The sequence below is a fragment of the Pediococcus ethanolidurans genome, assembly GCF_964062635.1.
GTDB classification, from domain to species: domain Bacteria; phylum Bacillota; class Bacilli; order Lactobacillales; family Lactobacillaceae; genus Pediococcus; species Pediococcus ethanolidurans.
In genome coordinates this window covers 1,786,889-1,800,250 of the sequence record NZ_OZ061250.1, presented here as the reverse complement: position 1 = coordinate 1,800,250, position 13,362 = coordinate 1,786,889, and the positions used below count along the sequence as shown (strand labels likewise).

The window sequence follows — 13,362 nt, the reverse complement described above, 5'->3', positions numbered from 1 at the left end:
TTATGCGCTGGCTCTAATGTAGTATCATTAGAAATATGGAACACACATCTTATGAGTTAACTGGTGAGAAAATGGATTCTAATACAACCTATGCAGTGGTAGATATTGAAACCACTGGAACTAATTTGAATGCGAATGAACGAGTTATTCAAATTAGCTGTGTTTTTGTTAAAAAGCACAAAATTATTAATACTTTCGTAACGGATATTAATCCCGAAATGAGCATTCCAAATGCCATTCAACAACTAACGGGAATTACAAACCAACGTGTTCGTAAGGCACCGTTATTTGATGATATTGCACCAACTTTGTTTGGGCTTCTTTCGAATACCGTTTTTGTTGCTCACAACGTCAATTTTGATTTTCCATTTTTGAATTATGAGTTTGAACGAGTAGGGTATCCAACGTTGTCAATAAAAGCTGTTGATACAGTTACATTGAGTCAAATTTTGTTGCCTAGCGTAAATGGTTATCGTTTGCGCGACTTGTCCCGTTACTTTGGTATCAAACATGAGCATCCACACTCGGCAGATAGTGATGCTTTTGCTACAGCTAAGTTATTTATTATGTTGATGAAACGTCTGGCAGAATTACCACTATTAACGTTGAAACAGTTAACCGCTCTTTCCGGAAGTTTACCACGGCAAACTGCGGAACTGATTCAGGATGCATTTGAGAGAAAACAGAAAAATCCGGGACCCTTACCGGATTACTTAATGATTAAAGAAAATATTGTTTTGCGAGTCCAACGAACCAAAATCAATGACGCGACAACGGAACAGTTGGGTCATTATCCGCAATCTAAAAAAGCAAAATTAGCACTTTTTCAGGGTGATTTAGGGTGGCGAAGTGCACAATCTCGCATCATGAACGCAATTTATGCCAACTATAAAGCTGCTGATTCGAAGGCACTAGTTATTGAGGCACCTACGGGAATTGGAAAGACGATTGCATATTTACTGCCATTTGCCTATTTGGCTATTCAAAATCAACTGCCGGTTGTGATTAGTTCAACGACAACTTTATTGCAATCACAGTTAATTGAAAAAGCAATTCCGATTTTAAGTAAAATCTTAAAAGTTTCCATGAATGCAACATTGGTGAAGGGAAGCAATCATTATATTGATTTAGCGAAGTTTTCACAACAGCTGAATGAAAGGGATCCTGCAAACCAAAGTAGGTTGATTAAAATGAAATTGCTTGTTTGGCTAACTTACACAAAGACAGGTGATTTGGATGAACTTCACATTAATAATCATAAAATTCCATTGCTGAATGAAATTCGGCATCAAGGAATTGCGAGTTTAGATAAAAACAATCCTTTTTATGAATTAGATTTTTATCAACGTGTTATTCGTAAAGCACATATTTCTCAAATTGTGGTTACCAATCATGCTTTTCTTTCCCATCATGCAGATTTACTTGGAAATAAACAACATAAACCATATTTGGTTATTGATGAAGCCCAACGATTTGTAAATACAGTTTTGCAAGAAAATCGAATGACTTTTGATATTAATCATTTAATGAGTATGGCACACAGTGAGGTTAGTCACCTTAAAATGAATGAGGGAATCAACCGTTCACAAATCATTCAAAGTGATCCGATGGGCAGCTTCCATGTTTATCAAATGGCTGAGGATCTGGAAACCATTAATCAACTAATTTCCAATCTTCAAGAACAGCTATTTAAACGCTTTTTAAGTCATCAAATGCCTGTAGAAACGAATCATCTTCCGTTTCAACATGTGATAACTTACGCTGAACTGCAAAGCTTCTACGAAACAAACCAAACAACAATTAAAAATCTGCAGTCTAACTTTACCTCTGAGATTCTAGCTTTTGAAGCGTTGAATAGAATAATCAATAAACAGCAACAAAATTTGATTGAGTCAGAAGTCCGTACTTGGATAAAATTAAATAACAGTCAATTAGAAGTGGAAACTCAAACACAAATTTTTCTAAAAATTTTCGGATCTTTTTTGAATCATGCAAGCTATGATAGAGATGCCGATTTCTATTGGGTCCAGGTGGGACCACAGCATGATGCAGGTAGTGTGAGTCTATCCCAAGGAGTTATTGAAAGTGCTAATTATATTAAAGAGCGAGTATATCCTTGGTTTCAAAAACCAACCTTAATTGGGGCGACTTTATTTTCCAATAGTCGTTCAAAATACTTTTTAAATCAGGTTGGTTTGATCAGTGATGCCACAACGGTAAAGAAATACAGTAGTCCGTATGATTTTGCTGAAAATGCACTTTTACAAGTGGTCAATGATGGACCGATGATTAATGAGATTGGATCAGAAGAATACGCACAATTTTTAACGACCGCAATTTATCAATTGGCTAAGGTAACCCCAGGAAAGATTTTAGTGTTGTTTAATTCCTTGACAACTATTAAAGATGTTTTCGAACTTGTTCAAAAAACCGATTTAGGGCGAAAACGGCGCATTCTTGCACAAGGTGTGAATGGCACAAAATCCAAATTAACTCGGGAATTTTTATCTAGTTCTACTGGTATTTTATTTGGTGCCGCAAGCTTTTGGGAGGGCATGGATCTTTCGAATGGTCAACTAGATTTATTGATTGTGACACGTCTGCCATTTGATTCACCAGATGAAATCTTTACAAAGGCAGAAACCAAACTTCAAAAGCAAGCACATAAAAATCCATTTATGACTGCACTTTTACCACGAAGCATTCTTAGATTAAAACAAGGAATAGGAAGATTAATTCGTTCTGACAGTGATTATGGTGCGGCGGTTATTCTGGATCGACGTATTCTTGATAAAAGTTATGGAAAGACGATGCTGCACAGTTTACCAAAAGGAATGCCAATACAAAAATTACCTCTAAACCAAACAAATGACGAACTTGATAAATTCTTTAGAAAGCATTATTAACCTGGATTGAATTTGTTTGCTATAATGATGAAGTCTGGATTTTAAAAGAAAGAGAGCTGTAAAATTGAAACGTTCTAGAAAACATAATAGTCATTGGTTTCTAATATTTATTGCGGCGGTTATTATTTTAGTTGGTGGGACATCTATTGTGTATCATGAAGTCCGTAAACCGGTTGATTCCGCTAAAAGTCAATCCATCAAGATTGCAAAAAAGTATGCTCATTTGAAAACAGAAACTAATTTTTCTTGGGCAAATTCAGAACAGACTTTTTACACAGTGACTGGGGTAACAAAACAAAATGTTCCAGTCTATGTAATTATTTCTAATAATGGTAAAAAAGTGCGAATTTTTAAACAGTCTGCAGGCATTGACCGTAACGACGCATTAAAAAAGATTTGGAATAATTATAATCCCAAAAAAGTAACCACAATTTCAATGGGGATGTATAAGACTAAACCAGTTTGGGAGGTCGGATATATGAATGCCTCTGGACAATTATGTCTGAAAACTTTAAACTTTAAAAATGGTACGGTTGTTCGATCAGTGAATAACATTTAAAAATTAACTCGAGGAGGGTATTTAGTTTGGAACAAATAAGTATCGTAGATTCCAAAGATCATGTTGACGAACGTGTGAAAATTGGCGTTTGGTTAACAGATAAACGATCAAGTGGAAAAATTAGTTTTTTGCAATTACGGGATGGAACGGCCTTTTTTCAAGGGGTTGTCGTAAAGAGTGTTGTTGGAGAAGAAATTTTTGAAATTGCCAAAAAGCTCCGTCAAGAGACTAGTATGTGGATCACAGGAACTATTCATCAAGATGATCGCTCTCATTTTGGTTATGAGATTGAAGTAGACAACATCGAAGTCATTGGTGAAAGCAACGATTACCCGATTACGCCAAAGGAACATGGTATTGATTTCTTGTTAGATCATCGTCACCTATGGTTGCGGTCTTCGCGACCACATGCAATTATGGAAATTCGTAATGAAGTAATTCGAGCTACCTATGAATTCTTCAATAACGAAGGCTTCATTAAACTTGATGCACCGATTTTAACGGGTAGTGCACCAGAAGGAACTACAGAGCTTTTTAAGACCAAATACTTTGACCGTGAAGCCTATCTGTCTCAAAGTGGACAACTCTATGAAGAAGCTGGCGCAATGGCTTTTGACAAAGTGTTCTCATTTGGACCGACATTTCGAGCAGAAAAATCAAAAACTCGTCGTCATTTGATTGAGTTTTGGATGATTGAGCCTGAAATGGCCTTTATGCATCAGGAAAAAAGTCTTGAGGTTCAAGAGAAATATGTGGCATTTTTAGTACAAAACGTAATTGACAATTGTGCCTATGAATTAAACATCTTAGGCCGTGATATTGATGTTTTGAAAAAATATACGAAGTTACCATATGCGCGTATTACTTATGATAAGGCAATTGAAATGTTACAAGCATCTGGAAAGTTTCCGGATTTACAATGGGGCGTTGATTTTGGCTCACCAGAAGAAACTTTTTTGGCAGATCAATTTGAACAACCGGTATTTGTAATGAACTATCCAAAGGCAATTAAGGCTTTCTACATGAAGCCACATCCAACTAGAGATGATCTTGTTATATGTGCAGATCTTTTAGCACCAGAAGGCTATGGCGAGATTATTGGCGGATCTGAACGTGCCACCGACTATGATTATTTGGTCAGCCAGATAAAGAAAGCTGGACAAGATCCTAAGAACTATGATTGGTATTTAGATTTGCGTAAGTATGGTTCAGTTCCACATTCTGGTTTTGGTTTAGGATTAGAACGAACGTTAACTTGGATAACTGGTGAGGATCATGTACGTGAAACAATTCCATTTCCAAGATTGCTTCATCGTCTTTATCCATAATGAGGTATTAAGGAGGGGAAAGATTTGAATGAAGTGACAAGAAAATTTTTAAATGCCGGAAACACAGTTGTTTCGAATTATTTATTGAGCCATTTCCATCAACTGGGATTGACTAGTGATGAGTTAGTGATTTATTTAATTATTGAAAAGCAACGTGAACAAGGTGATCTTTTCCCAAGTTCAAAATTGATTTCGCGTGAGACAGGATTAGACGAATCAAAAGTTTATGAATTGTTGCATGAGTTAATTCAAAACAAATTTATGGAAATTAAAACTGTGAAGCATGCTGATGGAAAAAATTATGATCAATACAATTTTGATCTCTTATTTGATAAATTGTTACAGTCAGCCGATAATGAGACCGAAACCAAAAAACAGCAAACGCAAAAAAACGATCGTGAAACGGTGTTTAAACAAATTGAATCAGAATTTGGACGACCGCTTTCACCAATCGAATATGAAACGATCAATCAGTGGTTAACAGATGATCATTATGCTCCGGAAATGATTTCATTAGCCTTGAAAGAGGCAGTTTTGAGTCAAGCATACAGTTTAAGATATATGGATAGAATATTATTAAATTGGGAAAAACGAAATCTAACAACGGTTAATCAAGTTCAAAAAGAGGAAGAACGGCAACGAAATAGTTCCTCAAGTGATCATAATTCTAATCAGAGAAATGTGAAAGCGGATCTTAACGGACCAAAGATTCCAATTTATAAAATTTCTGATCAAAATAAGTAGATGAAAAAAAGGTAAAACTGAAAATAGTTTTACCTTTTTTAGTACATAACTAAAGGTTGAAAGTGTCAAAATCACTTCAATAAGTGATGTCAAACGGTTTAACCTATAAAAATTAGTCTAAAATGCCGTCTTCCAGCAAATTCGGGCTGGAACGTAGTGGGCACGACTTAGAGCCGCAAACCACGTCTCTAAGCTCGGCCTTCATCTAAGCGAAACCCGCTAAGATAAATGGCACTACTGAGCCCATTTGCCTCCAGACTAAGTCTAATTTTTGCAGTCTACACAGCAATATAAAGGTTATTATATCAGCGTTACTGAACATTATTGAAGCATCAAACGTTTTTAGTCCGGAGGCGATTGGTCTCAGGGGTGAAATTATTCTTAGTAATTTATTACTTAGAATAAGGCCGAGTTTGAAGACAAGTGTTCTTCTTGGCTTCAAATCGTGCCCACTATTACACGTAAGGGTTAGTTTTCGTGCCGAAAACACGATGTCGATTCTTGTGGCAAAACTCAGCCGCAAGAACTCGCACCCCGTTCCAGACCGGGTGAGCCGTAGGACGGCATTTTAATCTAATTTTGTTACCAAGAACGTTTTTATATCAGGCAACGAGATGTGTTTTGGACTTTCAACCTTTAGTTACATAAAAAACTCGTATGCATTTATTGGTCAATGAAGTGCCAGCAAATACATACGAGCTTTTATATATTTAATTAGTTTTTACTACTTGATGAAGATTCTTTGCTGGAAGAGCTGGCACTAGAACTGCTTGCACTTGAGCTTGAACTGGAACTAGAACTTGAAGAACTCGAGCTCGAACTGGAACTATTATTTGAACTGCTATTATTACTATTACTATTATTGCTGCTCTTAGAAGAAGTATCACGACTGGTAGTTACAGTAGTGGAACTTGAACTTACCGAACTAGAAGTGCTGCTTGAGTTGTTTTGAGAGTAGTCATCACTGGTACCAGAATTACTGTAGCTAGAGTTAGCTTTGAAGAGCTCCTTTACACCATTAACAGTTTTTTCAGTAACACTTGACGGTTTAACCCAATTATCGTTTGTCACAGACGCTGAAAGATAACTCATCATACTCTTGTAAACTTCTTGTGCAATTAGCGTTTCTTGCTCACTTAAGAATCCAGAAGCTGTGTTTTGCTGATCATATCCTGTCCACACTGACATACTGTAATGACGGGTATAACCTGTAAACCACGAATCCATTGAAGCACTGCTTGGATAATTGCTGGCGATGTCAGCTGGATAGCCCGTTGTTCCTGTCTTACCAGCCTGGTAGAGGCCAGAAATATTAGCAGTTGATCCGGTACCGTTTGAGTCTGTTAAAACGCCCTTTAACATGTCAGTAATCATGTACGCAGTTGCTTTACTCATTGCATGTTTACCTTGACTACTGTAATTGTACGTTTTGCCACTTTGCGTCACGATTTTATGAACATAATAAGGTTTATAGTAAGTTCCGCCATTGGCAAAGGCCGAATAAGCAGCAGCTTCTTGAAGTGGTGAAATATACAAGCCAATTCCGTTTTGAAGATTATAAGTACCTTTTTGAGAAATACCCAGGTTGCTTAGGAAGGTTGTAGCCTTGGAAATTCCAACATCTTGTAAAGTTCTAACGGCCGGAATATTTCGTGACTGAACAAGAGCCTGGCGCATTGTCATTTTACCTTTATAAGCTTTATCAAAATCATAGAGTTTGGCACTTGATCCAGGATAAGTGAACGGTTCATCTTTGACAGTTCGACTAGTTGGCCAGTTTAAATATTGAATGGCGGGTCCATAATCCATCAATGGTTTAGCGGTGGATCCACTACTTCGATCAGTTTGAACGGCGCGGTTTAAACCAAAAGTGACATTGCCAGTTTGACGGCCACCAAGCATAGCAACTACTTTTCCATTGTTTGGATTTGTAATGGAAACGCCAAGCTGAAACTTGGAATCGGGATATTGCACATATGTGCTAGAATTACCAATTTTATAAAGTCGTTTTTGAGCTGCTAAATCTAAATTAGTGTAAATTTTCATTCCATCCGTGTAAGGATTGAAACCTTTTGATTCAACACTGCTGATAACTTGTTTTAAATATGAGTCAACGATTTTACTGTTAACAGTAGTCAGCCCATTTGAACTATGTTTTTTAACTAAACCTGTTGTTACACTTGTTTTTTCAGCAGCAGCAGCCTGTGCTTTAGTGATAACTTTGTTATTGACCATTGCCTGTAAAACAGTGTTACGTCGTGATAAAGCGTATTTAGGATATTTAGTAGGGTCGTAGGAAGTTGGTGCCTGTGGCATACCGGCTAACAAAGCAATTTGACCAATATTTAATTTGGAAAGTGATTTTCCATAATAATATTTGGCAGCTGTTCCCATGCCGTAAACGCCATTACCCATATAGACCTTATTAATATAAAACTCAAGAATCTTATCTTTGGAGTATTTTTTGTCTACCTGTAAAGCAAGCCAAGCTTCTTGGGCCTTTACACGCAAGGTTCGATCTTTAGCTGAGGTTGAAAAAACAGAAAGTTTTACAAGTTGTTGTGTTAGCGTACTTGCTCCTTGAAGCCCCAGCGAGGATCCTGTAATGTTTGCAAATGTTGCTCCCACAATACGAACAGGATCAACACCGTTATTTTTATAGAAACGTTTATCTTCAATTGAGACAACTGCACTTTTGAGTGACTTAGGAATTTCATTTGCTTTAACGTAATCACGATCTTGTGCACCTAAGCGACTAATGACTTTACCGCTTTTATCGTAAACTACAGTTGCTTCATCGCTTGATAATTGCTTTTCTGAAATGCTTGGTGCATCTTTAGCATAGTACATAAATAATCCAGCACCACCAACAAAAGCTAAAATAAATAATGCCAGTATCCAGAGCAATATGCGCCTAAAAATTGATCGACGTCGATGTGGTGGTTGTGTGAGTTGTGAATGTTGGGTCCGATGTGGCTGATTATTACTTTGCATTATGTTCTCCTTCATGTTGCTTAATTAAGAGATTATCCACGGCATTTAGATAAGGAATAAGTGGATTTAGGTGATACTTAATTAAGTAACCATTTTCTTTTATATAACTAAGCGGTATGGACTTTCTACCACCTTTTTTTTGACGATCCCAAAAATAAAAAAGATTTGTAGCAGGGAGTAAAAAAATTTGATCAAGTTCTACGAATTTAATAATTGTAAAACAAATTCCTTTGGCGGCCAGACAGGCTTTCATATGGCGAATCTGATGATCGTGAAAATTATCAAGAGGGAAAGCTGTTTTTCGTTTAGTTTCCTTCGCATCAAAATCTAAATAGTAACCTTTATAAACGCCATTGTAATCAGTAGTTGAGGCCTGACGAAAATAGGCTTCCTTTATAACTGCCGCGCTACGTTTGGGATAATCTACTTTGACGATTTGAATTGGAGTTGGTTTTTTATGAACAACTGCTATTCCGTGAGAAAGATAATATTGGTTACTTTCGTTTAATTCGTCTTCTAGGGACATACCACGTTTTCCAAATTGAATTGGAGTGTGGGGTCGGATCTGTTTAGACGAAGCGTCAGCCACTTTATATTTCTTTCCTGATGGGTAATGAAAGTTCACTTGTGTATCACTTCCTATTTTTTATATTATACTATAGATGTAAAGTTAAAAACGATCTGAAACATATTTTTAAAATTTGGAGGAATCCTTAATGAGTCGCGTTTGGATTACGGGATATAGAAGTTACGAATTAGAAATATTTAATGATAAAGATCCTAAGTTATTAATTATTAAAAATGTTATTAAACAAGCGCTTAAAAATCGCCTTGAATCAGGAACCGATTGGCTAATTACGGGAGCTCAATTAGGAGTTGAACAATGGGCCACTGAAGCTGGTGTGCAATTAAAAAAGGAATATCCTGATTTTAAAATTGCGGTTATGTTACCCTTTACTGAATTTGGGCAACAGTGGAATGAAAATAATCAAGCGAAACTTTCCCAAATCTTAACAAAAGCAGACTTTACAGATAGTGTGAGTCATAATCCGTATCAAGCACCACAACAGTTAAGGACCTATCAACACTTTATGCTGGCGCATACTGATCAGGCAATTTTGCTATATGACCCAGAGCATCCCGGAAAAACAAAATATGATTACAAAGTTATTCAAAAATGGCGTGAAAATCATCCGTATCCGTTGGAGTTAATAGATTTTGAGGATCTGCAAGAAGCTGCAGAAGAATACACAGAAAATCAGAACAATAGTTTTAATTTGGATTAAAGTCTGATACAATGGAATACGTGTTACGCGGATATTACAATAATTATGTATGAGGTGTTAAATATGGATAACATAAATCTTACTCCAAAAGATATTTTGCAAAAAGAATTTAAACCTAAGATGCGTGGCTACGATCCAGCAGATGTTGATACCTATTTGGATTCAGTTATCAAGGATTATGAAACCTTTTCAAAAAACATTCAACAATTAAAGGATGAAAATGAAAGATTACTTGATAAGATTGACGAGTTAACAAAACAAGTTTCTGTAGGTAAAACTACTTCTAGTACACAGCCTGTCAATAGTGCAACCAACATGGATATTCTTAAACGACTTTCAAATTTGGAACGTCGGGTGTTCGGTTCAGAGCTTGATAATGGCGAAAATGAATCACATCGAATTTAATTACACTTTGTAAATCTCGGGTAATTGCGGTCTACTTTTGTAGGCTGAGGAAAGTCCATGCCCGCACAAGCTGAGATGCTTGTAGTGTTCGTGCTCGGTGAAAAAATAAGCTGAGGTATCTCTTTTGAGATAACGGCGGAATACAGAACTAAGGTTTCGACTATGTTCTTATGTTCCCTAAGGTGCCACAGAAACGCAGCAATACAAGAAATTGTATTGATGGAACGCGGTAAACCCCACGAGCGGGCAACCCAAACATTGGTAGGGGCGCTTCACATCTGGAATTGAACTAAATGTGGGGGCAGGTGTTTCACCTGGAGATAGATGATTACCCAAATTTGAATTGAACCTGAGAATTCATTTTGGACAAAACATGGCTTATAGAGATTTACATTTCAGGAGACTAGGGTAGAAGTTAGCTTTTATCCTAGTTTTTTTAGATTAAAAAACAAAGGTGAAATATATGCAAAAATTTGAATTAATGGCTACTTGTGCGAGTGGTATTGAGGCACTAGTAGGTAAGGAATTACGTGAACTTGGGTATGAAGTTCAAGTAGAAAACGGACGAGTTCGTTTTGAGGGAACCATTGAAGATATTTTGAAAACCAATCTTTGGCTCAGAACGGCAGATCGTATCAAAATAGTTGTTAGTGAATTTGAGGCTAAAACTTTTGATTCTCTTTTTGAACAAACAAAAAAAATAGATTGGGATCAATTGTTACCAATTGATGCTAGTTTTCCGGTTGAAGGAAGATCTAGAAATTCCCAACTACATAGTGTTCCAGATGCGCAGGCAATTGTAAAAAAAGCAATTGTCAATCAACTTTCTGACACTTACCATCGCCGAACTCGTCTGCCTGAAACAGGAGCAGTCTATCCTATAGAAGTTGCCATTAATAAGGATCAAGTTCAACTCACTCTAGATACGACAGGAGACAGTTTATTCAAACGTGGGTATCGAATTGATAAGGGTGGTGCACCATTAAAGGAAAACATGGCAGCAGCTTTAGTATTATTAACAAGTTGGAAGCCAGATATGCCGTTTATTGACCCAGTATGTGGCTCAGGAACAATTCCAATTGAGGCTGCTTTGATTGGGCAAAACATTGCTCCAGGGTTTAATCGTAATTTTATTTGCGAAAAGTGGGATTGGGTTCCTGCAGAAGTGAGTGAAAAATTACGCGACGAAGCTGATGCTCAGGCTAACTATGACGTGAAACTTGATATAACTGGCTATGATATTGACCAAAACATGATTAATATTTCCAAACGAAATGCACTTGAAGCCGGTTTGGGAGATGTGATTTCATTTAAACAAATGGCTGTTAAGGATTTTAAATCCGAAAAACTTAATGGCGTGATTGTTGCTAATCCACCGTATGGACAACGTTTGAGTGATCAAGAAAGTGTCCGTAAGTTATATCACGAAATGGGCATGGTTTACAAACCATTAAAAACGTGGAGCAAGTATATTCTAACCAGTGATTTAGAATTTGAAAGATTCTATGGTAGTCAAGCTACCAAAAAACGTAAGCTTTATAATGGGGCACTAAGAACGGACTATTTCCAATATTGGGGTAAACCGATTTGGCATCATGAAGGAAAGCGTGAAGTAAACTAGTATGAAAGAAATTGCAATTATTGGTGGAGGTATCGTGGGTGCAACTGCTGCATACCTATTGAGTAAAGATGAAAAAAATTCAGTTACTTTATATGATTCTGCAGATGGACAGGCAACTAAGGCAGCTGCTGGCATTATTTCACCGTGGTTGTCAAAACGACGCAATAAACAGTGGTATGCACTTGCTAAAGATGGGGCGACTTACATTGCCAAATTAGCAAAAGAAACCCACATGGATTCTAAAACCTATCTTCAGTCAGGTACCATTGTCACCAGAAAAGAAACCGCTGCGTTAAACGAATTGGAAGACTTAGCTAACAAACGAAAGCTAACCGCACCAGAAATGGGAACAATTCAGCGTGTAACTGCACAAGAAATTCAAAAACGATTACCACTTGTGACGGCTGACCTTCAAGGAATTTTCATTAGCGGTGGAGCACGAATTGATGGTAACCGTTTTGTGAAGCATCTTTTACGACTCAGTGAGCAAAATGGCGTTCAAATTATTAGAAAAAAAGCTGAACTGCTTAATAATCAAACGATTCAAGTTGAAAAAGATACTCAACAATTTGATACAATCATTATATGTGCTGGTGCTGGTATTAAGGAATTGTTGGCACCCCTAGGATATGAAGTACATGTACATCCGCAAAAAGGGCAATTAATTGAATTACAAGTACCTCACTACCAAGATGATGTGTTAGCACCAGTTTTAATGCCGGAAAGCGAAAAAGATTTTATGCCAATCGGTGATGGCCGTTTGATTATTGGCGCAACTCATGAAAATGATGCTGGTTTTGATTTAAAATTTACTCAAGAAGCTTTTGAAGATCTTTTTGAGAGTGCTAAAAAAATTGATAATCGTTTATCGAAAGATGATTTAATTGCTACCAGAGTTGGTACACGTGCTTTTACGGATGACTTTTCACCGTTTTTCGGACAACTACCCAATGATCCCCGTATTTTAGTGGCATCTGGATTGGGTTCATCTGGTTTGACGACCGGCCCGCTGATTGCTAATTTAATGGTTTCACTGCTAAACACGACAAATGATTTTTCAAATTATCAAAAGAGAATTTCAACTTATTTTTCTTAAAAAGGATAGTGATGAATGATGCAGTCCTCAAAAACAAATTTTTATTATCAACCTGCTTTTTTAGCAAGTGTTTCGTCTTGGTCATGGACACTACTGGTTCTCATCATGGGAATTATTTTTTGGCTTGAAGTCACACATTTTAATTGGATTACAGCAGGCTTTTTTGTTGCATTTGTCATTATTTGTATCGTCCAATATTTGACTCGTTCGATTATGGTTCAAGGTAATCAATTAATTATTAATCGAACTTTACAAAAAAATTGGTTAACGATTAATATGATGGATATTCAGGCAACTAAAGCAACTAAATTTGGCATCCAGTTTGTTTATAATTCGGATCAACGATTCTTTTACCTTTCAAAAAAGGATCGTGAACAGTTATTACAAATCTTAAAAAATAATCATGCTGAAATTGCGGGGTAA

The 13,362-nt window shown here is 36.8% G+C and carries 11 protein-coding genes and 1 other RNA gene; 10 read left to right on the top strand and 2 right to left on the bottom strand.

Annotation, left to right across the window (positions count from 1 at the left end):
* Positions 1 to 35 precede the first annotated feature (35 nt).
* From AB3219_RS08840 to AB3219_RS08825, 4 genes are all read left to right on the top strand, one after another.
* Entirely contained in the window at positions 36 to 2,906 is a 2,871-nt protein-coding gene (locus AB3219_RS08840; RefSeq protein WP_216754031.1) for a helicase C-terminal domain-containing protein, read from the top strand.
* A gap of 64 nt (positions 2,907 to 2,970) precedes the next feature.
* Positions 2,971 to 3,465: a DUF5590 domain-containing protein gene (locus AB3219_RS08835; RefSeq protein ID WP_057805664.1), complete on the top strand. Its 495-nt coding sequence runs from the start codon at positions 2,971 to 2,973 to the stop codon at positions 3,463 to 3,465.
* A 26-nt stretch (positions 3,466 to 3,491) separates the two neighbouring features.
* A complete protein-coding gene (gene asnS / locus AB3219_RS08830; RefSeq protein ID WP_216754032.1) occupies positions 3,492 to 4,793 on the top strand; it encodes an asparagine--tRNA ligase in 1,302 nt (433 codons plus the stop codon).
* Between the two features lie 33 nt (positions 4,794 to 4,826).
* Complete coding sequence (locus tag AB3219_RS08825) at positions 4,827 to 5,537, top strand: DnaD domain protein (RefSeq protein WP_260365888.1); 711 nt, start codon at positions 4,827 to 4,829, stop codon at positions 5,535 to 5,537.
* 714 nt (positions 5,538 to 6,251) lie between these two features.
* On the opposite strand, the gene AB3219_RS08820 is transcribed toward AB3219_RS08825, so the two are convergent.
* Both AB3219_RS08820 and recU read right to left on the bottom strand, forming a co-directional pair.
* Positions 6,252 to 8,531, bottom strand: a complete 2,280-nt coding sequence (locus AB3219_RS08820) for a PBP1A family penicillin-binding protein (protein ID WP_263773391.1) — start codon at positions 8,529 to 8,531, stop codon at positions 6,252 to 6,254.
* Positions 8,521 to 9,156 (bottom strand): Holliday junction resolvase RecU, encoded by a 636-nt coding sequence (gene recU, locus AB3219_RS08815; protein WP_057805659.1) that lies wholly within the window; start codon positions 9,154 to 9,156, stop codon positions 8,521 to 8,523. The genes AB3219_RS08820 and recU overlap by 11 nt, the downstream gene beginning before the upstream one ends.
* A gap of 91 nt (positions 9,157 to 9,247) precedes the next feature.
* On the opposite strand from recU, the gene AB3219_RS08810 reads away from it, so the two are divergent.
* The 6 genes from AB3219_RS08810 to AB3219_RS08785 all read left to right on the top strand — a co-directional run bounded on the left by AB3219_RS08810 (position 9,248) and on the right by AB3219_RS08785 (position 13,362).
* Entirely contained in the window at positions 9,248 to 9,817 is a 570-nt protein-coding gene (locus AB3219_RS08810; RefSeq protein WP_216754035.1) for a DUF1273 domain-containing protein, read from the top strand.
* A gap of 63 nt (positions 9,818 to 9,880) precedes the next feature.
* On the top strand, positions 9,881 to 10,222 hold the full coding sequence (gene gpsB / locus AB3219_RS08805) for a cell division regulator GpsB (protein ID WP_216754036.1): 342 nt from the start codon (positions 9,881 to 9,883) through the stop codon (positions 10,220 to 10,222).
* Between the two features lie 12 nt (positions 10,223 to 10,234).
* An RNA gene (gene rnpB / locus AB3219_RS08800) (RNase P RNA component class B) lies at positions 10,235 to 10,608 on the top strand.
* Between the two features lie 77 nt (positions 10,609 to 10,685).
* The gene (locus AB3219_RS08795; RefSeq protein ID WP_216754038.1) at positions 10,686 to 11,843 is read left to right on the top strand and encodes a class I SAM-dependent RNA methyltransferase; all 1,158 of its coding nucleotides are present in this window, start codon (positions 10,686 to 10,688) and stop codon (positions 11,841 to 11,843) included.
* 1 nt (position 11,844) lies between these two features.
* Complete coding sequence (locus tag AB3219_RS08790; protein ID WP_216754040.1) at positions 11,845 to 12,939, top strand: FAD-binding oxidoreductase; 1,095 nt, start codon at positions 11,845 to 11,847, stop codon at positions 12,937 to 12,939.
* Positions 12,940 to 12,954: 15 nt separating this feature from the next.
* The gene (locus tag AB3219_RS08785) at positions 12,955 to 13,362 is read left to right on the top strand and encodes an EbsA family protein (protein WP_253953560.1); all 408 of its coding nucleotides are present in this window, start codon (positions 12,955 to 12,957) and stop codon (positions 13,360 to 13,362) included.

Bases quoted from the DNA above. Each gene is read 5' to 3' on its own strand.
- AB3219_RS08840 (WP_216754031.1), top strand. From the start codon at position 36: ATGGAACACACATCTTATGAGTTAACTGGTGAGAAAATGGATTCTAAT.
- AB3219_RS08820 (WP_263773391.1), bottom strand. From the start codon at position 8,531: ATGCAAAGTAATAATCAGCCACATCGGACCCAACATTCACAACTCACA.
- AB3219_RS08810 (WP_216754035.1), top strand. From the start codon at position 9,248: ATGAGTCGCGTTTGGATTACGGGATATAGAAGTTACGAATTAGAAATA.
- gpsB (WP_216754036.1), top strand. From the start codon at position 9,881: ATGGATAACATAAATCTTACTCCAAAAGATATTTTGCAAAAAGAATTT.
- AB3219_RS08795 (WP_216754038.1), top strand. From the start codon at position 10,686: ATGCAAAAATTTGAATTAATGGCTACTTGTGCGAGTGGTATTGAGGCA.
- AB3219_RS08790 (WP_216754040.1), top strand. From the start codon at position 11,845: ATGAAAGAAATTGCAATTATTGGTGGAGGTATCGTGGGTGCAACTGCT.
- AB3219_RS08785 (WP_253953560.1), top strand. From the start codon at position 12,955: ATGATGCAGTCCTCAAAAACAAATTTTTATTATCAACCTGCTTTTTTA.